Here is a 23,588-nt window from a genome sequence, read left to right as displayed (position 1 = left end):
ATTTTAGAATAAGACCATAAAACAATCTGACTATTTTACTACAAGCTTTGACCAAAAAAAAGTCTCACCTTGTTTTTCATCCGTTATCTGTAATGCATATACTCCAGAAACTATTGTTTCATCCAAATAAAATTGATGATTCCCAAAGGTTGGGGCAAAAGAATTTGATTTAAAGACTAATTTACCATTAATAGTGAATATTAGGATTTGTAATCTTTTCTTGTTTGTAATGCCTTGGGGTACGGACAATGTTAAAATTCTATCCATCCCTAGGGGGTTAGGGGCTATGATAAATTTTGATGCATTGTTTATATTGCTTTCAGGCTGTAAACTAGCCGAAAGTCCTACGCTTAAATTTGTCTCCATTGTCACACACCCCATGAGTTCTATCTCCGCGATCTGTGTCATTTCCGCGTTCAGGTCGTTCTTGGTTATTTCCAGCCTGTAAGTAGTGTAGGTTCCCGGAGCTGAAAGGTCGAAAGTTCTTTTATGGTATCGTTGTGCGAACTCCTCCCCGGACCACGAGCCAACCATTTCGAAGGTTCCGCCGTTGGAGGCCATTAGCCTGAAGTCTTTTGGGTCCCTTCCGTAGTCGTCGTTGGCACTTGTGATTGCCAGTTGTTCCACGCGCCTGGGCTGCGGGAGGGTTATCTGGATCCAGCTTGGGCTTGCCGATGAGGGTACGCCTCCGGCGTCCAGCCATTTTGAGTGGTCCCCGCTCGTACTTTTGTTGTCGAAGGCCTTGAACCTGTCCTCGGCCGGCACGAAGTCGTTCCTGGATGTGATGGTGCCGCTTCCCACGGGTTCCGTGACATCTGCGAGCTGGCCGTTGCAGTCGCCTACAGGATTTGGAGGGGAAGTCGACTCCATTTGATTAATCCAATTTTCTATTAAAACGACCCCCTCTTCATTTATTTTGTTTTTTGCTATTGGGGGCATCATTATTGAGGGGTCATCAGAATTTATTCTATGATACAATATTGATTTTGATGCGTCTCCAGCATATAGTATTTTCTCACCTGAAATTCCAAGGGGGGTGTTGATTCCTGAGGTTAATAAACCTGTCTCCTGCAAGCTATTGAATAATTGCAAATCAAATTGTGCCCTATCACCTGTGCCTCCCGGCCTATGGCAGTAGGCGCAATTGAGGTCAAGATAGGATCTCGCTTTTTCATCAAGGGTAGCACTTCCATCATTAAGTGCTTTATAAGTTAGATAGTTCTGAGTCCTGCTATCATCAATCACTTGATTTAAAATGCCAAGATGACTAAGGGTAACCAATTGATTCGCCCTTACCCCCGTTTTTTCATAGGTATATTGCGAGTTCAAGTAACGTGTTCTTGGTCCTAAACTTCCTCCCGTGGCAGGATTATGACAAGCTACACAATCCTGTGTGGAGGGATAGGTCCACTTTTGGATTGATGTAGAACCATTGGAATTTCTGATTTCAATATTTTCGTCCAAGCCAGAATTTAGCAATACTGCATCGGTTTCTTCATTATTCCATTTATATGTCACGAAATAAAAAGATCCATCACTGGCCTTGACTGAAAATCGTGTTTCCAATCTTTTGGTAAGGGAGGGGTTGTTTGCATCCAAGGGAAGTTCAAAGTGTTTGATCAAAACTGTCCCAATTGGAAATCCCCAATTTCCATTTTCTGAAAATTGAATTTGTTCATCCACTTGGTCATGGGTACCGTCATTTGGAATTACCATCCATCGCTTCTTTTCAGCGCCATCGGACCAAAATGATTCAATAAGATCGTATGGAACTAGTCCTTCATTTGGAACTAAGTTTTCTAAATTTGAAAAGGCTCCGGTTTCTGAAAGAAGTTGCGGTAAATTACCTTGAAAAGGGCCTCCTTGTGTCAATTTGTACAATTTTACGTTGTTTCCCTCACTTAATAAATAAAGTTCGCCTTGTTGATCTTGACCAAAGGAAATAATATTTGTAGGTGAAAATTGTGTGATTACTTCGAAGGATCCATCATTTGGGTCTACGGCCCAAATTTCCTCGCCAACCCCATAATCGGCACAAATATATTTTCCAAAATATTGGGACATTTCTGACCCTCTGTAGACGTATCCCCCAATAATTGCGTTGGCGTCTGACCTAGGAAAAGTTAATAGGGGAGATTCGTGGGCCATGCCGTCCAAAAGTCCTACACAAGCAGTTCCCCTATAGTAATCTCCTTCGTATACTGGCCAACCATAATTCTTTCCGGCTATTACTCTGTTAATTTCCTCATGTCGGTTTTCTCCTACCTCTCCAATAAAAATAGACCCTGTAATCTTGTCTAAGGTCATTCTGTGGGGATTTCTATGGCCAATGGAATAATATTCCTCAAAATGACTTCCATCTGGGCTTGGAAATGGGTTATCATTAGGAATCCCATATCCAATACCGGAGATTTCATCTAAAAATCTGCCACCTTCAGAAAGTGTTCTAATAACGTTATGACTTTTCGCTGAATTTTGGTCAACATCCAAACGCAGCACCCCTCCGTCCAGATTCGTGGTAATATCCTGGGGTTTTGCATAAGCCGATTGGTCCCCGGTAGCCAGGTATAAAAATCCATCGTTGCCAAAGGTAAGACCCCCACCCCTATGGGTAGAGCTGAACATTCGTCTTTTTATCATTATAAGATCTTCCCCGGGGATTCGAGTAAGCGTATTAGGGTCGACCGAAATTCTTTCCAAAATCAAAAAACCTCCCCAGTAATCTTCCCTATTACAGCCAAAACCTGAAACAAATGAATCAGGGTAATTTCTCTCTTGACCATCCTTTGTAGTGTAGTATATATAAAAATAGTTTTTATTCAAGTGTCCAAATTCTGGATGAATTGCTAATCCTAAAAAACCACCGTCCCAAACAACTCCAACTTTACTGGAAAGATCGGCCACTATATTTTTTTGGGTTACGTTGTTGTTGTTTTCAAACTGGAATATCATTCCATTCTGTTGTGCCACAATAAGATTGTTTGTGTTGGGTATTGTTGAAAACGTAAGTGGTGAATCAAAAGAAAGATTTGGAAACGCAATTTGATATTTTTCGTCCGATGCGCTTTTATCCGGAAAATTACCGTTTAAAAAAGGGCCTACTGACTCAGGGTTGGTTAGACCCGCTTCATAAAATATAGGAGCGAAACTTATATAAGTTGCGGAAACTAATACAATCAAAAAAGCCCCCAAAGCAAATTTTCTCATACACTTTTACTTTAATAATTTGGGGGAGGTGCTAAAATTACCATAAAATTCTGTTAAAAACCAAATATGGAAGATTAATTGGTGAACAAATACGAATAGCTATGTTTGAATTATTTTAATCTAAAAGGGTCCTGTTTTTAATCTTTGTAATAAATTAAATTTCTTTTCAACTAGGGCAATTCTTTTTATTCATTCGCGTTTTACAATTTTAAACAAGCATACTATGACGACCACTCAGGTTTTTGGCCTAAGGAAATATACTTTTGAAAGCGCTGAAAATATCGATCTCTACCATCAGGCACTTGATGATGTAGGTTGTGAAAGTGCTTATTATAGATATGAATTACTGAATAGCAACCAGAACGACCAACAAAGACTGAATTATTTTCTTTTTACTTCTGAGGACGGCAAGGTGATTGCCGTTATGCCCTTTTTGCTTAGGAATATTCATTTGAATGGTGAGGATACGGGATATTTCGATGTCAGTAGTCCTTGGGGTTACAATGGGCCCTTTTTTAGCTCCCATTTAGACCAAGAGGGTATTATGTCATTTTGGACGGAGTTGGACGCTTGGTACAAAAAAAACAATGTTGTTACGGAGTTCTTGCGATTTAATTTTTTTGGGAACTATAAGCATTATTCAGGCAAGGCCGTCCATACCTTGTTGAACGTTAAAGGCGATATTACCGATTGGGATAAATTTTGGTCCAATCTTAAATCCAATACACGTAACCAGTTTAGAAAGGCAGAGAAGTCTGGCCTTGTGTTCAGTATAGCCCATGGAAACATAGATGAAAAGGATATCAAAGACTTTTATAAGGTCTATATTGGAACGATGGATAGAAGGGACGCTATTGACTCCTTTTATCATCCTGAATCCTACTTTTTGAATTTTGCGAAGGCGAACCCATCCAACCTGGCGGTAGGCCTTGTTCATTTTAATGGTATTCCTATTTCTTCCGAGTTTTTTCTTATTTCAGAAAATACGATCTATTCCTTCTTGGGCGGAACGGACTCCGAATTCTTTAAATTAAGGCCCAATGAGTTTTTAAAGATCAATGCCGTCAAATGGGCCCACGAAAGAGGAATGTCTTATTACATGATTGGGGGTGGGCTATCGGATGGAACCGAGGACAAATTGTATCAATATAAGAAAAAGTACTTTCCTTTGGATACTGACATAGACTTTTATACCGGTCGAAAGGTTATCATGCCAGAAGTCTATAAAGATCTTAATTTTAGGGCAGGAAAACCCCAAAATGATGAAATTACGTCTGGCTTTTTTCCAAGATATAGGGAAAGGTAGGTTGGAAATCTTGAATTTACCTTTGTGGATAATTTGGGGATCTTAGAAAAATCCATTATTATATTAAAGCAACCACTTATTCTGGATGCACCTACTTCTTAGTAAAGTCTCTACATTAAAATCCTCCCTTGGTAGTTTAACCCGGATTATTCTTTAGAAAAGCTGTTACAGCTAAAAATCGCTTCAAAATAAAACGCTACGCTATATTTTCAATTTCACCATAGCGGTGCTATGCCAAAATTTCCAAACCAATTTATTTTATTGCGCTTTTTACCTTCACGACACTCCCCTTATGCATAATTTGGGTTTAACTTTAGGTGTTTTTAGGATACTTGAAAATTACCAAAAGCGCAACTTCCATAAAGTTTTGTAGTCTGTGGAATTTGGAATTTATCGCTGGCAAAATCCCATAACACTTTTTTCGGGCTCTTGAAAATTAATCCTTAATTCAGGGCTTTACGTTTTTAAATTCCGGCCACTCTTTTCGTTGTAGGTCCATGGCCAACATGGCGGGGTTTGAATTGGGATCTACTTCTATTTCACCCGGATTGAATATTTTTTGGATGGTTTTCCAGATGATATATAAATCCATTTTGAAACTCATATTGTTCATGTATTCAATATCTTTTTCAAAACGTTCTTCCCAGGTCATGTAATTTCTACCGGAAATTTGGGCAAGTCCTGTAATTCCGGGGCGAATTAGAAAACGCGGTTTTTCGTTTTCCAAATAGTATGGGAGATACCGTATCAACAGCGGTCTAGGACCAATAAGGCTCATGTCGCCCTTAAGCACATTTACCAGTTGGGGTAATTCATCAATAGAGGTCTTTCTTATGAAAATACCAAAGGGCGTTAATCTGAATTTGTCCGGTAGAAGATTTCCGTCCTTGTCTTTTTTACTGTTCATTGTCTTTAGTTTCAGAACGGAAAATATTCTTTCATGTTTGCCGGGTCTTTTCTGGGTAAAGAATGGATTTTCCCGAAAGCTGATCGCAATGGCGATAATGGCCAATAGAAGTATTGGGGAAACCACTAATAATCCGAGTAAAGAAAGAAAAAAGTCCAAGGGTCTTTTAAAATATTTTTTATACATGCTTAGGCTGTTTGTTGTTGGTTCCAATTGTTTATTCTGGCCAAAATATAATCCAGGTCCTTTTGGGAATAACGGAAATCCATATGAACGTTCAAGAGATACTTGAATTTTTGGTCCATTTCATTTTTTGGCCAAAGTTCTGCGGGATAAATTTGCTCCTGTATCAAATAAGATTTAAGCCCCTGTAGCATTTCACGTTCCTTAAAGATCAAGAGAAGCCCAAAAGGAATTCCCTTGGTCTTGGTTTCCAAAATCTTAAAATGATTTGTTGGCACTATTTTCCCGGTGATATATGTAAGGTTTTTCTCTTTGTAATCGTCATAGTTTAAGAACAGGTATTCCCTGATCCTTTTTTCATGTTCAATATCGAGGGGCCATATCCTTTGTTCTTCCCCCAAGATGGATTCACCTTCGCCATGTACCTCCAGAAAACGTTTTTTATCCGATTCCTTGTCACATTTTGACTTCAAGATCATGGCCTCCTGTATTCCATTCCAAGCTTTGACCATTGGGTTTTCAGCAGTTGTTTTTTGGCTCCCGTAAGACGAAAGGTCAATGGACAAGTTACTGTTCTTAGGTTTCCAAGCGATTCCAGCCAAAGGAACGGGGAGGGTTTTACGTAGTGAAGCGATGCAAAAATCGGCATTGCTTTGCCCACAGCCCGGACTAAGCCATCCGTGGGAATGATCTTCTACAATAATGGGTCTAGAACCTTCTGGAATAGAATTTTCCTTGAGTCCCCAATAATTGTTAAAGAGGACGATATCGGTAGCTGGAAACTGCTTATAATCCAGGACAGCATCGGTGTCAAAGGGATCAATATTATAGTAACGAATCTGCCTAAACTCCTTTTCCAACCAATCCTTAACAAAGGGACAATAATAGTTTGGCAGCCAAATATTAGCATTGGGTTTCTCTTGAAGAATTCCATTAAAAACTGCCTTTAAGGCATATCTCCCCGTATAGAACAATTGATATTCTTCCATGAAATTGGAATGTGATGTATTAAATCCATCGGGAGTGACAGCGTGAAAAAAGGACCCGTATCCTAGCAGTTTGTTCATAGCGCAAAGAAAACAAAAATGGTACACTTATTATAATAAAGTCTCATAGGAACCATTTTGGATATCAAACCATTTTTTAAATTAACTGTAGATTTGTCCAACTTCATCAATACTGTTGGGCCTACAGAACCTTAAACGTTAGGATGCTGCAGCTATTGTATAAAGGAACACCATCTGGTCATTGGATACGAAGTAAGCCTCGGTAGTTGAAGGATTGAATAAGAACAATGAACCTGAGGGCATGGGATGGACAATTTTACCCCAAGTATGAAACCTCTGGCGTCCGTATATTTAGAAGGTCTGTAGTTCCTTATATACCTCTACGGTCCTTTTCACCATTTTCTCTTTGGTAAACAATTCCAAGGCCTTTTTCTTTCCCGCTTCTGCGAGTCGTTCCCTTAAGTCGGTATCGTTGATGACCAAATTCAGGTATTCCGCCAGCTCTTTTGCATCGTCCATTTTGAAGATAAAGCCATTTTTTCCAGAATCAATCTGGTCTTCCGCACCATAGGAATTCGCCCGAATAGTACAACATCCGCTCATCATGGCCTCGGCGGCGACCAAGCCAAAGGTGTCAATTCTAGAAGGAAGTGCAAAAATATCGAACATTTGATACACAGGTTTTGGATCTTGGAAGGGGAGTATACTATACCTATCCTGTAATTGACCGTTCACGATCAAATCCATCAGCCATTTTTCATCGGTGGAGTTATCATAATGCCCAACGAACACCAAATGAATCTTTTCAAGGGTATTTTTTGGTAGGTGGTTGGCAACGGCTTCAATCAGTACGTCGAGTCCTTTTGCCTTGACCAATCGGCCTACAAAACCAACAATCAACTTATCCTTTGGAATATTGTTTTTCTCCTTGAGTTCAATGATTTCAGCTTTGGGAACCGGTTCGGAGAAACGTTTTGAAATCCCGTGATGTACGACCCTAACGGTTTTTGGATCGGTGCCCATGACCTTTTCGGTAAAGTCCTTGGAGCCACTACTTACTGCAATCAATAAATGGGGGTGTTTGTAGGAGAAGTTAGGCCTAATAGTGTCCGTATGAACCGTAGATACGAATTTCTTTCCCAATAACCAGGGGAAAAGGGTTGTATTTGGGGATTGCGCATGAATAACATCCGCTTTTATCGTAAGGATATAGTATAATATTTTTACCGTACCTACTAAGGACATCCACGCCTTTTTTAATATATTCCCCTTGGGTTCCTTGAAATAGTACATATTTACGCCCCAATCCTGGATATCCCGCTGGAGGCTCTTAAAATAGGCATCCTCATCCGCTTTTTCACTTTTTAGGAATCCAGTGGTGATCAAGTGGATTTCATGGCCTTCCTTAATGAGCCCTTCCGCCAAATCCAGTACATTGGTCGCAAATCCGTCCCTACGTAAACGCATGGCTATAAAAATTATCCTCATATCATATTTTTTTATTGCAAGCCTTCTCACTTAATTTTTGCATATCCACTCATTTGGGTTTGATCTAAACAAAAAACTAATATCGGATATACATGTTTGGTCATTGTACAAAGGTCACATTTGAAAAACGAATCACACAAAAATTGGGTTCTATGGTTCCTGAAATAGGTTAAATACGTAAATAGGTTGCAAAGTGTACAATAGGGGAATAGGTATCATATCAGCGCCCTAAAATTGTAAGGCATGCCTTTTCTGGTGTTAGGTGTTCTTTCATGTATTTATACCCATTTTCTCCCATAGTCTTCCTCAATTCCAAATCCGAATAAAGCTGTAACAGGTTTTTCTTAAAGGCTTCTGTATCCCCGGCCGGGGACCAAAAACCGGCCCCGATCTCCTCTTGTACGCTTCCAAAATCCGTATTTACATCCACGGAAGCCAAAACTGGTTTTTTAAAGCAATAATATGCATTGACCTTGGAGGGGAAATTGGGAATGGTAAAATCCTGGTTCAGGGAAATCAAGCCTATATCGGCCAGGGCCAATACATCGTTATAGTCTTTTCTGGGTAGATTGTCCTTAAGGATCACGTTATTTATCTTTCGGTCCGCTATCAGGGCCCTTATCTTATCCTTTTCCGTGCCCCTACCTACGATAAAAAATACCAGGTCTTTAAGTTCTTGGCATTGCTCTGCCAAAAATATAATGTTTTCCACACGTTGGGGAATACCCACATTACCTCCAAATATGGCAATGATGCGATTTTCGAGGCCATATTTTTTTCGAAGTGCTTTTTCATCCTGGTTTTGGGGCCATTCGTGTATTTTTTCCCAATTGGGCAGCAGGTGTAATTTGGATACGGCTACTTCAGGATTGTGTTTTTTTACGAATTCAATATTTGCCGGGGACATACAGCCAATACTGTCCGATTGGTCATATAACTTTTTTTCCTTTTTTCTAAAATAATTGTAGATTATACCTCCTTTCTTCATCATATCCAAGTCAACGGCATTTTGTGGAAAGATGTCCCGCAAAATCAGGTACAATTTTGCTTTGGATTTCTTTTTTATCCACACCGCAAAATCGATCAGCGTAATAGGCGGGGTAGGGATGATGATGGTATCAAAATCGGCGGTGAGTCCATGTCGCTTAAAAGCTCGCTTGTATTGATTCGATAATAGAATATTGGAAAGTCCCTTAACGATCTTGTTCTTGCCGAACAATGCCAGTGTTGGTACCCTAAGTACTCGAATTTCATGTTCGATTACGAGTTCTGATGATTTTCTATCCTCCTCATCAGGGGCAATAACGGTCACTTCGTGCCCCATTTCATGAAAGGCATACATAAGGTCCGTATATAGATTGGTATTTTTATCTATAGGAGGAAAGGTCAAGCCTAAAAAAAGTATTTTCTTTTTATCCATTACCGTTATTTATTTGGACCATACGACCCTGTTGACATAATCCACATAGGAGAGTATGATACGGACTACCTTCTCGCTCACATTGGGCATGGAATAATCCGCTACGGGTCTAAAATTCCGTTCAGGATTGCGTAGTTGTGCACCTACTACGTGTAATCCCTGCATGATTCGTTCAGGATTCAAACCTACCATCATTACCGATGCCTCTTCCATGGCCTCAGGTCTTTCATGGGCCTCCCTAATGTTTAGTGCCCTAAAGTTTAGGATGGAGGATTCCTCAGAAATTGTTCCACTGTCCGAAAGTACGGAAAAGGAATGGTGTTGTAGGGCATTATAGTCCGAAAAGCCCAGTGGTTTCAAAAATTGTATGTTTTTATGGGTTTTTACATTTTTGGAATCCAGCATCTTACGGGTTCTGGGATGTGTAGAAACGATGACGGGATAGTTGTATTTTTCGGCAATAAGGTTGAGGGAGGTAATCAGTCCCTCAAAGTTTTTGGGATTGTTGATGTTCTCCTCCCTGTGGGATGAAACAACGAAAAATTCTCCTTTTTTCAGGTTGAGTTTTTGCAGTACATTGGAGGCTTCGATTTTTTCCTTGAACTGGTTCAATACTTCGAACATGGGGCTTCCTGTTTTTATCACCCTATCTGGGGGCAGTCCCTCCCGCAACAAATATTCACGGGCGATATCACTGTACGTTAAGTTGATATCGGCAACATGGTCCACGATTTTTCTATTGGTCTCCTCAGGAACCCTTTGGTCAAAACAACGATTTCCGGCTTCCATATGAAAAACAGGTATTTTTCGCTTTTTGGCCGGTATGGCACAAAGACAGGAATTTGTATCGCCTAATACCAAAAAGGCATCCGGATTTTTCTCTTCCAGAACGGGGTCGATTTTAATGAGAATGTTACCTACCGTTTCAGTAGCATTTTTTCCTGCTGCATTTAAAAATATATCGGGCTTTCGAATACCCATATCCTCAAAGAAGATTTCATTGAGTTCATAATCGTAGTTTTGTCCCGTATGCACCAAGGTATGCTCAATAGCTTCATGGGCATCCAGGGCGTTGAGCACGCATGCCAACCTGATTATCTCGGGACGTGTCCCCACTACGGTCAATACTTTAAGTTTGTTCATGTTTTTGTTTTTTCTATTCGGTATTCGCTGTTCGCTTTCACTTAGACTACGCTCAGTGACCGCACCATACACATTACGCTAATTTTAAATTCTACTAACTTTTAGTTTTCAACCACTAACTCCTAACTCCTATCTCCGCACTCTGCATTCTTCACTCCGCCCTTCTAACACCATCACTCCACATTCTCAAAATACGTGTCGGCATCCGCAGGATCGTACGGTTCATTGATCCAGAACAGGGTTATAAGTTCCGTATCCCCCACATTGGTAATATTATGCGTGTACCAAATGGGCATATCCACGTAGGCCGGTTCGTCACCGTCCAAATCATAATTTATTACTTCCTTTGTTCCAATTCTTCGTAACTGGATACGTGCCTTTCCACTAATGACGGCGAAGCGTTCCGCCTTGCGGGTGTGGAAGTGGTTGCCTCTGGTAATTCCGGGAACCGTGGTAGAAAATGAAAACTGACCTGGGGTCTGGGTTCTGGCAATTTCTACAAAACTTCCCCTATTATCGGTATGTTTGGTGAATTTAACGGGATAGTGTTCCTCAGGCACATAGCATCGAAAGGTGTTGAACAAGGCCTTTTCAAAGGGGTCTTCCAAATTGGGGAAAATTCCATTTTCCATATAGTCCATCTTATACTGCTTTAAAAGGGCCAAGATCTTGGAGACCTTGACATAGTGATTGGGGGCGATGTTCAAGGCATAACCGTTTGCACCAATAGTTTCTCCGCTTGTAGTTCCAAAGATGACCGAAACAAAATGAGCGATCAACTCATTAATGTAGATCAGTCCCACTTTCCCGTCATTGATGATGTTTGCTTCCTCGTCCCTAGCTACTTTATGGCAAAAAGTGGCAACAACGGAGTTGTAATTGGGTTTTCCAAAGGGGCCAAAGACATTGGGTATTGTCAAAGAGGTAGCTTTTCCGCCACTTCGGGCTGCCCATTCCATAAAAAGTTGCTTCCCAGCCTTTTTGGATTTTCCATAGAGATTGTCCTTTTCTTCCTGTGAGGAAGAGGAAAATAGGATATGCGGTTTTGCTCCGGTAGCCTTACAGGTTTGGATTAATTTTTGGACCAAATCCACATTGGTATCGTAGATGACCTGTGGGTCCTCATGCCGGTTCATGGCGGCCAAATGCACAATAACATCACAGGTGCTTACAAATTTTTCCAGTTTCCTGTTCTCCTGAAAGTAGGAACGTTCAAAATCTACCAAAGTCACGTCCTCGCGTAAGGCCAAGGTTTGATAAAGGTGGTAGCCTATAAAACCGGCCTGTCCAGTGATGCCTACACGTATGTTGTTATGTCCTTGCATTTTAATTTTTTTCTCGTTTCTTTAACTAATTACTGACTACTGACCATCCACTCCGTCTTCCAGTAATTAACTTGGAATCGATAATCATCTGCTTTGGATTCATCTAAGGTTACATCGGAAAACACCAATAATACGGAATTAGGTGCTGTGGCTTGAATGCCAGAGGCGTGTCCGCCCGGTAAGTGCATCACCTTGGGTTCCTTTTCGGATAATTGATGCTTTTGGATTTCCGCTTTTGGGCTTGGTGCATCAAAATCATCGATGGCTACCGTCTGAATCAAAAAGCTGCCCTGGATACAGTAGAACCATTTCTGTTCAATTTGATGTCCTTGCCAAGCCCTTATGATTTGGGTGTTCGCAGGGGCAATCTGGTACAAGCGTTTAACTGCCGACATGTCAAAGGTATTGAAAAAGGTAAGCAGGCCTCTTTCGTCCTCAAAAACAGCTCCAGGTATGTGCACCAAGGAAGCCAAAGGCTACAACAGGTTTTTGATGTACTCCAAATTGAGTAGGGTCTGTTTGAGACCTTCGTTGGACAACTGCTCCGTATTGTGGGAGTGGTAATCCTCTATTTCGCTGATATTGGTCTCGCCCTCAGAGAAATAACGGCTGTAATTAAGGTCGCGATTGTCCGCGGGAATACGGTAAAAATTCCCCATATCCTCCGCTTTTTGCATTTCCTCACGGGTACAAAGGGTTTCATAGAGCTTTTCCCCATGGCGGGTTCCAATAACCTTAATGTCATTTTTTGCGTTGAAGATTTCCTTAACGGCCACGGCCAGGTCGCCAATGGTACTGGCGGGGGCCTTGTTTACAAAAAGATCCCCTTGGTTGCCATGTTGAAAGGCGAAAAGAACAAGGTCTACCGCATCTTCCAGGGACATTAGGAAACGGGTCATTTTGGGATCCGTAACGGTTAGGGGCACATTTTCCTCAATTTGTTTGACAAAAAGCGGTATTACGGAACCTCTTGAAGCCATAACGTTACCGTATCTGGTGAGGCATACGATCGTTTCGTCATTGGGAATATTTCTGGAGGCCGCTACCGCCACTTTTTCCATAAGGGCCTTGCTTATTCCCATCGCATTGATGGGGTAGGCGGCCTTGTCCGTACTGAGACAGATAATGCGCTTCACCTTGTTGGCCACGGCCGCGTCTATGGTATTTTGGGTACCAAAGACATTGGTTCGTGCCGCTTCCAATGGAAAAAACTCACAAGAAGGTACTTGTTTTAATGCAGCTGCATGGAACACATAATCCACGCCCCGCATGGCCTTTTCAATACTGTTGTAATCCCGTACGTCGCCAATGTAAAATTTTACTTTTTCATTCTTCAATTGGTTCCGCATATCGTCCTGCTTCTTCTCGTCACGCGAAAAGATGCGGATTTCCTTGATATCCGTTTCCAAAAAACGGTTGAGTACGGCATTGCCAAAAGAGCCGGTTCCCCCGGTGATCAGTAAGGTTTTATTTTTGAACATGGATTAATGGGTTTCATTTATAAATTGGATGACCGCATTTTCAAAACGGTCGTAGTCTTTTTTTACATCCTGTAAGAAAACGGTACAGTTTTTAATAAATTGTTCCTTATTAAATGTGCTCTTATACTCTATGATTTTCTCTGGGATTTCGTTATAATTTTCTATTGTTATGCCCAATCCATATTTATGGATGACACGACTATGTTCTGTGTTTTTTCTAGCTATACATGGAATTCTTAGTAAACCAGAAAGGTAAAGTCTATTAGCTATGGCAAAGTTGCTAATTTTGTCCGCATTTTGGATAATGTTCAAAATATCGGTGTTTTGTAATAGCTGAATTTCCTCCTTCTTATCATATCTTCCATGAAAATGAACATTGTTGATATTTTCATCTAATGCGAATTTTTGAAGCATTGGTAAGGCCCAACCACTTCCTATAAAGTTTAAAAAGAAATCTTTTCTATTACCAAGCTCTTTCATTATCGAAGAATTTGTTGTGAAATCCCTTAAAGCTCCTACTGTATCAAAATTTATAGTACCATCATTGAAAAAATTTTTTTTATTGTAATCCTTCAATAAATAGTGATTTATTCTTTGGAGGTGAACATTATGGCTCATAATATAATTCCTGTTCTTAGGTAGCCATGAAGTAAAACCCTCGGATGATATACAAACTGTTTGGGCCTGTTTTATTAGCTTAAAAAATCTTCTCTTAAAATAAGGTATAATTGTGGTATAGTCCCTTATGTCAATTAGATACTTATTTGAGTAGTGCTTTTTTAAAAATGAGTACAAAAAAATTGCCAATTGGGGTGTAAATACAATGACCTTATCAAAGTCTCCATTTTTTATTTCCTTTTTACAGAAAGACCCAAATTTGTAATAGTTTAATGCTTTTGCAAAAGGTGAACTTGATTTAGAGTTGCTTTTAAAGGCAATGGTATTCTCTTCCTCCTCATTTGCCCTATTCCAAATTATCAATTTATAAGATGTTTTTTCTTTATTTAGGAAATTGGTATAATAATCCAAATAAGGTGCACTAAATACGTTGTTTGGAAATACTAATGCAATTTTCATAAAATTTTGATTTTATAGCTCTTGAGGAAGAATCTGTTTAATTTTTTTAACTAAGTAATTAGGATTTATAAAGGTTCAACTAACTTTTTTTGGCAGACTAATCATCCAAGTCTTTTATAAAATCTACAATTCTTTCGCTAGCTTTTCCGTCTCCATAGGGGTTATGAAGCTTGCTCATTTTTTGATAGCGGTTTTCATTGGTCAATAAATCCAAGGCTTCATAAACTATTTTATCCTTGTCTGTTCCTACCAGTATAACGGTCCCAGCATCTACAGCTTCCGGGCGTTCCGTAGTGTCCCTCATAACCAGTACAGGTTTTCCTAAACTTGGCGCTTCTTCCTGCACCCCTCCGCTATCCGTAATGACCAAATCGCATTTATTCATAAGCCAAACAAAGGCCGGATAAGCTAATGGATCTATAAGTTTAACCTTGTCAGTTTTCGCCAAAATTTCATATACTGGTTTTTGCACCTTGGGGTTTAAGTGTACGGGGTAGACAATTTGTATATTATCCTGTTTTTCAGCGATTTCCTTTAGGGCATGACAGATATTGATAAATCCTTGACCATGATTTTCACGCCTATGTCCAGTTACCAAAATAATCCTTTTTGAAAAATCCAATGTTGATTTTAATTTTTCAATTTCTGAATTAGTCGCCGTATCAACAATGGAAACACTCTCCATTAATGCGTCAATTACTGTGTTTCCTGTTATTAATATTGACTTTGCCGGAATTCCTTCTTTCAACAAATTATTGTAAGAGGTTTGGGTAGGGGCAAAATGATAATCCGCTATATGGCCAGTTATGGTACGATTAATTTCTTCTGGGAAAGGTGATAGTTTGTTGAAGGTTCGTAACCCCGCTTCTACATGACAAACCTTGGCACCGGAATAAAAAGCTGCGATACTTGATCCCATTGTGGTAGTGGTGTCCCCATGCACATAAACATAATCTGGTTCAAACTCTTCTAAAACTGGTTTCAATTCCATTAAAATACCGGCAGTCAAGCTATACAAATTTTGACCAGGCTTCATCAAATTAAGATCATATTCAGGAACAATATCAAAAAAGTCCAACACCTGATCCAACATCTCTCTATGCTGCGCGGTAACGCATACCTTTGTTACAAAATCTTCGTTTTTCTTAAAGGCCTTTACCAAAGGCGCCATTTTGATAGCTTCAGGTCTAGTTCCAAAAACGATTAAATTCTTTATTTTCATTTGGTTTGTATTTGAGGTCAATTAAATGTGCCTGTGTCTTTTATTATAAATATTTGGAAAAAAGACTTTCAGCCAACCGGTTAAATAAACGAATGGATAACGAATTGGAAAATGGCGTTTATTGTAGGTTAAATTTGATTTAAAGTCTAGTCCAATAGGATTGTATAAAAAATCCAATCGTTGCTTAAATGATAATTTTGGAAATTTTATGTAGGGATTGGAATGATCATTCACACAGGTGCCCAAATAATTAGGGGTTATTAGTACCGGTAATTCTTCTTTTACGGCTTTTAAAGTATAATCGTAATCGGCCAGTCCATGAACATAACCATCAGACAATATCCCAACTTTATCGACCACATTTTTGCTGACCCACATGATATTGGCGTTTCCCAACTCACATTCTTGTGGAGTTTTACCATTAGGGATAACGCTTTTAAAAGCAGCAAAAAATTTGTTCGTAAAGTTATGCCCTCCATAGGTATATTCCTGTGTCTCCTTATCTTTAGTTGCTCCGCAATAAACGCCACCTTGGCCGTATTTTTTTAAACAATAGGTGTGCGTATCAAGGAGTTCTGTAAACAGGCGAGACTCAACAAAAGTGTCGTCATTTAAGAGCAAATAGGCATCGTAGTCCCGCTTTTTTGCCTCTGTCCAGGAATGGCGCATGCCTCCTGCCCAATAGAGATCGCCCGTACCTTGTAATACCTTGATTTCAGGATAGGCCGTTTTAACCGCTTCTCCGGTGCCATCGGTGGAACCGTCATCCGTTAGGTAAATGGACATCGAAATCCGGTCCTTTTCAATTTCATGGGCTTTGTGAAGGGCGGATAAGGCCTTTAGGGTTTTTTCCTTGCGATTGAAACAGGTTAACAATACAGCAATACGGTACATCAGGTTTAGAGGTTTTTAATTGTTTGGGTCTTAGTTATTTAAATGGCAATAAAGAGCTATATATTTTAGGTTGTTTTTCGCCCCAATTCCAGATACCAGTTGTAGGCTTTTTTTATACCATCGGAAAGGGCAATGGAATGCCTCCATCCCAAAGCATGGAGCTTGCTCACATCCGTTAGTTTTTTTAATGTACCATCGGGTTTGTCTGTATTAAAAACGAAATCCCCTTGAAACCCCAAGGTTTCCTTAATCAACTGGGCCAGATCGGCAATGCTGATGTCCTCCCCGGTACCAATATTGATATGGGTATTTCGAATCTCCCGCTCGTTTTTGGCATAGGTATCGGCAAAGTCCCGGTTTTCCATAAGGAATACACAGGCATCCGCCATGTCCTCAGACCACAAAAACTCCCGCATGGGGCTTCCACTGCCCCAGATTTCCACATGCACGTTATTCCCCTCTTTTCTGATGCCATATTGCTCCATGATGGCCAGCTTTTCAAGGGTGGTGTTGGACCCATCGACGCCTTCAATGGGCAGATGGTCGAGGTCCGTATCGATCACACGCCAATTGTCTTCTTCCAAGGCCTTGCCCAAATGGATCTTACGGATTAGCGCGGGCAGCACATGGGATTTTTCCAAATTAAAATTGTCCTGGGGCCCATACAAGTTCGTAGGCATTACAGAAATAAAGTTGGTTCCGTATTGCAGGTTGTAGCTTTCGCACATTTTGATTCCCGCTATCTTGGCAATGGCATAGGGTTCGTTGGTATATTCCAAAACATCCGTTAAGAGATATTCCTCCTTCATGGGTTGGGGGCAGTTTTTTGGATATATACACGTGCTTCCCAAAAACAACAATTTTTTTACCCCGTTGATATAGGCCTGATGAATGACATTGTTCTGTATCATCAGGTTTTCATAGATAAAGTCGGCCCTATATGTGTTATTGGCTACGATTCCGCCCACTTTGGCGGCCGCTAAAAATATATAGTCTGGTTTTTCGGCCGCAAAGAAATCTGCAACTCGGGCACTGTCCGTTAGATCTAGTTCGGTATGGGTTTTGAAGATTAGATTATGGTAGCCTTTGTTCCTTAGGTTTTGGACAATGGCACTGCCAACCAAACCCCTGTGTCCCGCCACGTATATTTTGGAATTTTTGTTCATGTTCATTACTCGTTGTTAGTTGTTCCCTTCGACTGCGCTCAGGGCAAGGGTTGCTCGTTGTTGGTTTTTTGCTATTTTACTTTATTCTAACTTCTAACTTCTAACTTCTAACTTCTAACTTCTAACTTCTAACTTCTAACTTCTAACTTCTAACTTCTAACTTCTAACTTCTAACTTCTAACTTCTAACTTCTAACTTCTAACTTCTAACTTCTAACTTCTAACTTCTAACTTCTAACTTCTAACTTCTAACTTCTAACTTCTAACTTCTAACTTCTAACTTCTAACTTCTAACTTCTAACTTCTAACTTCTAACTTCTAACTTCTAACTTCTAACTTCTAACTTCTAACTTCTAACTTCTAACTTCTAACTTCTAACTTCTAACTTCTAACTTCTAACTTCTAACTTCTAACTTCTAACTTCTAACTTCTAACTTCTAACTTCTAACTTCTAACTTCTAACTTCTAACTTCTAACTTCTAACTTCTAACTTCTAACTTCTAACTTCTAACTTCTAACTTCTAACTTCTAACTTCTAACTTTCAGGTTTCAGGTTTCAGGTTTCAGGTTTCAGGTTTCAGGTTTTGATCTAATAACCTCAATTTCCTAACTCTGAACTCTTAGCAATTCACCGTTCTCTCTATGCCAATGCATAATTCTTAATTGACTACTGCGCAACGTGCACTGAAAACTGGCCACTTTTAGCTAACAACTCCTATCTCCTAATCCCTGACTATTTCTATCATTCAAAATAATTCATGATTCTATAACCACCTTCCTTGAGGTAATGTTCCTTTTGCATGAGTTTAAGGTCTCCTCGCATCATGTCCTTTACCAAATCCTCCAATTCATATTCCGGCTTCCAGCCCAATTTGGTGTTCGCCTTGGTGGGATCCCCAATCAATAAGTCTACTTCCGTGGGTCTAAAATACTTGGGGTCTACGGCCAGGACCTCTTTTCCGATTTCCAAGGAATATTTGGGATCGGTACAGGCTTTTACATAGGCCTTTTCGTCCACCCCGGTACCTTTAAATTCGAGTTCAATACCCACTTCGTTAAAGGCCATTCGTACAAAATCGCGTACTGGGGTCGTTTTGCCCGTTGCAATGACCCAATCCTCTGGCTTATCCGCTTGAAGGATCATCCACATCATGCGCACATAGTCTTTGGCATGGCCCCAGTCGCGCTGCGCATCCAAATTCCCTAGATAGAACTTATCCTGCATGCCCAAGGCGATACGGGAGGTGGCCCTAGTAATCTTTCGGGTTACGAAGGTCTCTCCCCGGATGGGGGACTCATGGTTGAACAATATTCCGTTACAGGCATACATGCCATAGGCTTCCCGGTAATTGACCGTAATCCAGTAGGCATACATTTTGGCCACGGCATAGGGGCTTCTGGGATAGAAGGGCGTCGTTTCGGATTGCGGAACTTCCTGCACCTTTCCATACAGTTCCGAGGTGGAGGCCTGATAGATACGGGTCTTTTTTTCCAATCCCAGTAAACGTACGGCATCCAAGATTCGAAGCGTGCCCAGGCCGTCCGCATTTCCGGTGTATTCCGGTACCTCAAAGGATACCTGTACATGGCTCATGGCCGCCAGGTTGTAGATTTCGTCCGGTTGGATCTCTTGGATGAGGCGTATCAAGTTGGTACTGTCCGTCATATCCCCATAGTGGAGGATAAAGTTCCGTTGTTTTTCGTGCGGGTCCTGATAGAGGTGGTCAATACGATCCGTATTGAACAAGGAAGATCGGCGTTTGAGGCCGTGTACTATATATCCCTTTTTTAATAGGAATTCACTTAAATAGGCACCGTCTTGGCCGGTGACGCCAGTGATCAAGGCTACTTTGCTCATGGTCAATTATTCTTTAGGTATTTGGATATTTCAGTTTGCAAAAGTCGTAAAAAATGACGGGCCGCCATAACTTTTGGGTACAAGGGCCGGTAAATTCGTTTAACTAATGGGTAAAACAGGAAAAAAGCTAGATTATTGTTAAAGAGGCAAAGAAGTCAAATAAATGACGATGAGGCATGTCCAAAATTATTTAAGTTCTCTTTCATTGGAACTACGGCGTTTCCCCTGTTGTAGATTGCAACGTATCACGGTATTTGTTGATGATACCTTTATAGATACAAAAAACAATAAAGGTCATAAAAATGCCCTCCATAACGGGCTCCACCATAAAGATCATCATAAATGCAAAAAAATAAATTAGAATTTGCCCTTTAAAAATAATATCATCTTTAATCATTCCTAGTGTTTTTCGAAGTTGCATGAACGATCGTATTGTGTAAATAATTAGGATAATGAAGGGGACTATACCACTCGCTCTCAATACATCTAACCAAAAATTATGGGCAAAACCAAATTCATTGACATCCCAACCTAGGGGATATTTAAACAGATACTCCAAAGACTTCACCCATCGTTCCGTACGTCCACCGCCACTCGCAATTCCTGTATTCTTGCCTTCCATACGATCGGCAAAAGTGGTCAACCAATCCGCATCTAAGTCAAAAGAGACCTTTGTTGAAATAAAATATCCAATTCCACCTAATACGAAAAAAAGCATGAGGTTTTGTTTTGAATTTTGTTTTGGAATTATGTAAAGAATAGATAAAACAGAAGTAATCAAAAAAATACCCAATTGGGTACGACTTCCCAAGCGGATACAACAAATTAATGAGATAATAAAGACAACAATTGCTAATACCTTAAAACTAATGATTTTTTTTCCTACACCAATAATTAATAGAGCTGGAATACACATGTTGAGCGTAAAAAAGGACCCCATGATGGTGGCGGAGGTTGGGGAATTGTCCCAAAACATCCCAATGGTGCGTTCTAGTTGTACAAAACCTCCTTTTAAGAAGTTAATAAAAACGGAAATTGCCGCAGTTGTGGAGAAAATGATAGATATGGCAAAGAGAAGAAAAAAGAGACTTTTTGTATGAATATTATCTCTGACCAAATATTTTCCCAATAAATAAAAAAAAGGAGGCGTAATGGCGAAAATTGCAATGTATTGGGCACCCCTGCTTTCATAATCAAAGGCATAAAAAAGCGCATAGGTACTTGAAAAAAGCAATAACAAGACAAAATCTAAATCCAGATTTTTTGCCAAAAAAGAGCCTTGTAAAAGTATTAAACAGGCAATCAGGTAGCCTATTAGATATCCAAGATTAAAAGGATTCAGAAGGTAAACTGTCAAAAGCACCAAAAATACCAAGGTCATGGGCTTCCAAAAAACGGCTAAGGATTTCATGTATAAAAGATAATTTTGGTTTTCACTGCAAAACTAAGGTTAAAATGTATTTCAGGTGCACTTAGAGCTGAATGGATTATTCGCTATCCCGAATTTTTTTATAAATGGCCAAGGTGGTCTCACAATTGGTCTTTCTATTATGTCGATCCCGGGCCTCAGGAATACCATTTTCACCCAAGGCCTGGGCCAAGGCATCCTGTTGAAACAATCGGATGATGTGTTGCGCCAGCATTTCGGTTTCCTCAAAACGGTACAATAGGCCCGTTTTGCCGTGGTCCACCATATCCGGTACGCCCCCCACATAGGAAGCGATGCAGGGAACTCCCAACAATTGGGCCTCCCCCAAGGAATTGGGGCTGTTTTCAATATTGGACGGGCAAACAAAGGCATGGCAGGCCAAGTATTCCCCTACCATCCCTTGTTCGTCCAAAGGTCCTGTAAAGGTGACCTGTTGGGCAAGTCCCAATTTTTTAAGCTGTTTTTTAATGTATTTCCCGTAGTTGTCCAAACGGAGTTTATCCATCAGTGTCGCCGTCTTCGTAATGTCCATCCCCGCTACCCGAACCTGAACATCCGGAAAAACTTCCCTCACCAAGGGCAAGGCATCCAATACCTTGTGCAGGCCTTTGATAGGGTAGAGGGCCTGGCTTAAAAACAAGGTATGCCTATTTATGTTTTTCATTACCCATTTGGGTGCCGTATAAAAAGCATCCCGCAAGGATTCGTTGCAAAAGTGATACATGGCCTTGGGATTGCCAGAAATCACATGGTCGTGGTCCCATTGGGTACGCCCTATAAAATGGGTGCATAGGGTCAAATACTTTTTTTCGATTAGTTTACCCCTCTTTTGGAATTTGCGCTGGGCATGCCAAATGGAGTTTTGGCGTAATATATCCCTAAGGGTTAGATTCTTTAAGATATCCAACAGGGGCATTTGCCCCCGATAATATCTGGAAATGACCCCAACCAATCCTTGAATGGATACTACTATCTTTACTTGCGGGCAGGCCTTTACCAAGGCCAATCCGTGTGCATATTCCGTACCGTGAATATGGATTACATCGGGTTGTATTTTTTCGACGATACTTTTCCACTTTTGTTCCAAACTGGCATCATAATGAAGAATGGATTTTTTTCCTTGAAGAAGATAATAATGAATACCCTCTATTTTTTTTTGGGTATCCGGGATATTTGGTCTAACGGTTGCTATACTCAGCTCAATACCCGCGTTTACCAAATCCTTGGCCATACCAAACTGCCATCCGCCGTTAATAGGTTTGTTCTGATGCAAAGTAGGTGCAAAATCCGGAAAAATTTGATTGGAAACCCAAAGTATATTCATGCTTAACATATTAGTATATTTTGAAGAACCTCAATTTGATAATTTGGATTGTATTTTTCAGATATTAATTTTGAAGCATTATCTCGAACTTCTTTTTTTGTTTTGTCATCCATTGTAATCCATGAAGTTATGGTATGTTTAAGATCTGTAAGGTTGTCATCTTGAAAAAAGTCACCACTAACCCCTGGAACAATAGACTCATATTCAGGCATTTGATTTTCAAAATTGTCATTGGAAATTACAGGGCAGCCGTAGGTTAGGGCATGTAGGGCAGTTAAGCCAACAGGGCCTGGTGTAACACATACAGCGGCATTGAAAAGAAGTTCTGCAATTTTTTCCTCCAGATAGCAAGGGCCAAAAAACCAAACTTTATCCTGTATACCTAGCATTTCAACCATTTTGGGTAGTTCGTTGTCATCCACGTCCGATCCAACGATTACCAAATTACAGTGTGTTCCCTCTTGGTTCAAATCATGGACGGCTTGCACCAACAGGTCCAATTTCTTTCTTTTCTGGATTCGGCCAACATATATAAGGACGGGGTCGTGGTTGTTAAAATGATTGTAATAGATATCCCTAGGTTTTAATTGTTGTCGAATGGGCCATTGAACTTTGTAATCCAAGGAATTATAGATAGGAACTAAGTTATTTGACGCAAAGCCTAATGCTTCCATTTTTGTTTTTCCCCGCTCCCCGTAAAGCAATATCTTGTCGCACAGTTTATAAAAGTTTTTGGCAATCAAGAGGCCATTTTTGGTCTCATTCCCCTTGATGCCATGGCTCCAAGCAAAAACTTTTTTACCCAGTAGCTTGCTCCAAATAAGCAATAGCCAATTGGAGAGGGAACCCGGGGTACCGGTAATGATATAGTGGGTATAGGGTTTAAAAATCAAAGTCCAAGCCCCTTTTTGCCACTCAAAGCCTGTTTTGGGAATATAAATGTTTTTCAGGGTTTTTTGATACCCCTTTAATTCCGTCACCTCCATGGTTTTGATGGGGGTTTGAACCCTATCGCCAAAATAAAAGTCACAGCCCAATTCTTGGTCCATGAGCTTAAAAATGGGGGCCCGGTAGTGTGGGGCCAAATTAAAAATACAGCAAATTTTGGGTTCAATCATTTACTTTTGTATTTGAAAATTATGAAGAATGGTT

At 40.3% G+C, this 23,588-nt stretch carries 18 protein-coding genes; 1 reads left to right on the top strand and 17 read right to left on the bottom strand.

The annotated features are described in order from the left end of the window. Positions 1 to 30 precede the first annotated feature (30 nt). Positions 31 to 3,207: a PQQ-dependent sugar dehydrogenase gene (locus tag DZC72_RS14290; RefSeq protein WP_125223579.1), complete on the bottom strand. Its 3,177-nt coding sequence runs from the start codon at positions 3,205 to 3,207 to the stop codon at positions 31 to 33. 223 nt (positions 3,208 to 3,430) lie between these two features. Here DZC72_RS14290 and DZC72_RS14285 point away from each other — a divergent pair, with 223 nt between their 5' ends. Then, the gene (locus DZC72_RS14285; RefSeq protein ID WP_125223578.1) at positions 3,431 to 4,513 is read left to right on the top strand and encodes a GNAT family N-acetyltransferase; all 1,083 of its coding nucleotides are present in this window, start codon (positions 3,431 to 3,433) and stop codon (positions 4,511 to 4,513) included. Positions 4,514 to 4,961: 448 nt separating this feature from the next. Here DZC72_RS14285 and DZC72_RS14280 read toward each other — a convergent pair whose 3' ends face one another. The 16 genes from DZC72_RS14280 to DZC72_RS14205 all read right to left on the bottom strand — a co-directional run bounded on the left by DZC72_RS14280 (position 4,962) and on the right by DZC72_RS14205 (position 23,554). Continuing rightward, the gene (locus tag DZC72_RS14280) at positions 4,962 to 5,606 is read right to left on the bottom strand and encodes a sugar transferase (RefSeq protein WP_317127160.1); all 645 of its coding nucleotides are present in this window, start codon (positions 5,604 to 5,606) and stop codon (positions 4,962 to 4,964) included. 2 nt (positions 5,607 to 5,608) lie between these two features. Further along, the gene (locus DZC72_RS14275) at positions 5,609 to 6,670 is read right to left on the bottom strand and encodes a hypothetical protein (RefSeq protein WP_125223577.1); all 1,062 of its coding nucleotides are present in this window, start codon (positions 6,668 to 6,670) and stop codon (positions 5,609 to 5,611) included. Positions 6,671 to 6,961: 291 nt separating this feature from the next. After that, positions 6,962 to 8,098 (bottom strand): glycosyltransferase family 4 protein, encoded by a 1,137-nt coding sequence (locus DZC72_RS14270; RefSeq protein ID WP_125223576.1) that lies wholly within the window; start codon positions 8,096 to 8,098, stop codon positions 6,962 to 6,964. Between the two features lie 220 nt (positions 8,099 to 8,318). Then, positions 8,319 to 9,518, bottom strand: coding sequence for a glycosyltransferase family 4 protein (locus tag DZC72_RS14265; RefSeq protein ID WP_125223575.1), 1,200 nt, complete (start codon positions 9,516 to 9,518; stop codon positions 8,319 to 8,321). 9 nt (positions 9,519 to 9,527) lie between these two features. Beyond that, positions 9,528 to 10,661: a non-hydrolyzing UDP-N-acetylglucosamine 2-epimerase gene (wecB, locus tag DZC72_RS14260; RefSeq protein ID WP_125223574.1), complete on the bottom strand. Its 1,134-nt coding sequence runs from the start codon at positions 10,659 to 10,661 to the stop codon at positions 9,528 to 9,530. A gap of 173 nt (positions 10,662 to 10,834) precedes the next feature. Then, a complete protein-coding gene (locus tag DZC72_RS14255) occupies positions 10,835 to 11,986 on the bottom strand; it encodes a polysaccharide biosynthesis C-terminal domain-containing protein (protein WP_125223573.1) in 1,152 nt (383 codons plus the stop codon). A 29-nt stretch (positions 11,987 to 12,015) separates the two neighbouring features. Then, positions 12,016 to 12,459 carry a WxcM-like domain-containing protein gene (locus DZC72_RS14250; RefSeq protein ID WP_125223572.1) on the bottom strand — a complete coding sequence of 148 codons (444 nt, stop codon included), beginning with the start codon at positions 12,457 to 12,459 and terminating at the stop codon, positions 12,016 to 12,018. Between the two features lie 3 nt (positions 12,460 to 12,462). Then, on the bottom strand, positions 12,463 to 13,467 hold the full coding sequence (locus DZC72_RS14245; RefSeq protein ID WP_125223571.1) for an SDR family NAD(P)-dependent oxidoreductase: 1,005 nt from the start codon (positions 13,465 to 13,467) through the stop codon (positions 12,463 to 12,465). 3 nt (positions 13,468 to 13,470) lie between these two features. Continuing rightward, complete coding sequence (locus tag DZC72_RS14240) at positions 13,471 to 14,544, bottom strand: glycosyltransferase family protein (protein WP_125223570.1); 1,074 nt, start codon at positions 14,542 to 14,544, stop codon at positions 13,471 to 13,473. Between the two features lie 97 nt (positions 14,545 to 14,641). Then, positions 14,642 to 15,766: a non-hydrolyzing UDP-N-acetylglucosamine 2-epimerase gene (wecB, locus tag DZC72_RS14235; RefSeq protein ID WP_125223569.1), complete on the bottom strand. Its 1,125-nt coding sequence runs from the start codon at positions 15,764 to 15,766 to the stop codon at positions 14,642 to 14,644. A gap of 21 nt (positions 15,767 to 15,787) precedes the next feature. After that, entirely contained in the window at positions 15,788 to 16,660 is an 873-nt protein-coding gene (locus tag DZC72_RS14230) for a glycosyltransferase family 2 protein (protein ID WP_125223568.1), read from the bottom strand. Between the two features lie 65 nt (positions 16,661 to 16,725). Further along, the gene (locus DZC72_RS14225; protein ID WP_125223567.1) at positions 16,726 to 17,826 is read right to left on the bottom strand and encodes a GDP-L-fucose synthase family protein; all 1,101 of its coding nucleotides are present in this window, start codon (positions 17,824 to 17,826) and stop codon (positions 16,726 to 16,728) included. A gap of 741 nt (positions 17,827 to 18,567) precedes the next feature. Next, a complete protein-coding gene (gmd, locus tag DZC72_RS14220; protein WP_125223566.1) occupies positions 18,568 to 19,683 on the bottom strand; it encodes a GDP-mannose 4,6-dehydratase in 1,116 nt (371 codons plus the stop codon). 211 nt (positions 19,684 to 19,894) lie between these two features. After that, the gene (locus tag DZC72_RS14215; RefSeq protein ID WP_125223565.1) at positions 19,895 to 21,094 is read right to left on the bottom strand and encodes an O-antigen ligase family protein; all 1,200 of its coding nucleotides are present in this window, start codon (positions 21,092 to 21,094) and stop codon (positions 19,895 to 19,897) included. A 76-nt stretch (positions 21,095 to 21,170) separates the two neighbouring features. Beyond that, complete coding sequence (locus tag DZC72_RS14210) at positions 21,171 to 22,436, bottom strand: glycosyltransferase family 4 protein (protein ID WP_165869330.1); 1,266 nt, start codon at positions 22,434 to 22,436, stop codon at positions 21,171 to 21,173. A gap of 2 nt (positions 22,437 to 22,438) precedes the next feature. After that, on the bottom strand, positions 22,439 to 23,554 hold the full coding sequence (locus DZC72_RS14205; protein WP_125223563.1) for a glycosyltransferase family 4 protein: 1,116 nt from the start codon (positions 23,552 to 23,554) through the stop codon (positions 22,439 to 22,441). Positions 23,555 to 23,588: the final 34 nt, after the last annotated feature.

The sequence above is a fragment of the Maribacter algicola genome (assembly GCF_003933245.1).
Taxonomy (GTDB): Bacteria; Bacteroidota; Bacteroidia; order Flavobacteriales; family Flavobacteriaceae; genus Maribacter; species Maribacter algicola.
Note: the sequence above shows the minus strand (reverse complement) of the source record. Positions and strands in the feature narration are given on the sequence as shown.

Coding starts and splice junctions, on each gene's coding strand:
- DZC72_RS14290 (WP_125223579.1), bottom strand. CDS start 3,207: ATGAGAAAATTTGCTTTGGGGGCTTTTTTGATTGTATTAGTTTCCGCA.
- DZC72_RS14285 (WP_125223578.1), top strand. CDS start 3,431: ATGACGACCACTCAGGTTTTTGGCCTAAGGAAATATACTTTTGAAAGC.
- DZC72_RS14280 (WP_317127160.1), bottom strand. CDS start 5,606: ATGTATAAAAAATATTTTAAAAGACCCTTGGACTTTTTTCTTTCTTTA.
- DZC72_RS14275 (WP_125223577.1), bottom strand. CDS start 6,670: ATGAACAAACTGCTAGGATACGGGTCCTTTTTTCACGCTGTCACTCCC.
- DZC72_RS14270 (WP_125223576.1), bottom strand. CDS start 8,098: ATGAGGATAATTTTTATAGCCATGCGTTTACGTAGGGACGGATTTGCG.
- DZC72_RS14265 (WP_125223575.1), bottom strand. CDS start 9,518: ATGGATAAAAAGAAAATACTTTTTTTAGGCTTGACCTTTCCTCCTATA.
- wecB (WP_125223574.1), bottom strand. CDS start 10,661: ATGAACAAACTTAAAGTATTGACCGTAGTGGGGACACGTCCCGAGATA.
- DZC72_RS14255 (WP_125223573.1), bottom strand. CDS start 11,986: ATGCAAGGACATAACAACATACGTGTAGGCATCACTGGACAGGCCGGT.
- DZC72_RS14245 (WP_125223571.1), bottom strand. CDS start 13,467: ATGTTCAAAAATAAAACCTTACTGATCACCGGGGGAACCGGCTCTTTT.
- DZC72_RS14240 (WP_125223570.1), bottom strand. CDS start 14,544: ATGAAAATTGCATTAGTATTTCCAAACAACGTATTTAGTGCACCTTAT.
- wecB (WP_125223569.1), bottom strand. CDS start 15,766: ATGAAAATAAAGAATTTAATCGTTTTTGGAACTAGACCTGAAGCTATC.
- DZC72_RS14230 (WP_125223568.1), bottom strand. CDS start 16,660: ATGTACCGTATTGCTGTATTGTTAACCTGTTTCAATCGCAAGGAAAAA.
- DZC72_RS14225 (WP_125223567.1), bottom strand. CDS start 17,826: ATGAACAAAAATTCCAAAATATACGTGGCGGGACACAGGGGTTTGGTT.
- gmd (WP_125223566.1), bottom strand. CDS start 19,683: ATGAGCAAAGTAGCCTTGATCACTGGCGTCACCGGCCAAGACGGTGCC.
- DZC72_RS14215 (WP_125223565.1), bottom strand. CDS start 21,094: ATGAAATCCTTAGCCGTTTTTTGGAAGCCCATGACCTTGGTATTTTTG.
- DZC72_RS14210 (WP_165869330.1), bottom strand. CDS start 22,436: ATGAATATACTTTGGGTTTCCAATCAAATTTTTCCGGATTTTGCACCT.
- DZC72_RS14205 (WP_125223563.1), bottom strand. CDS start 23,554: ATGATTGAACCCAAAATTTGCTGTATTTTTAATTTGGCCCCACACTAC.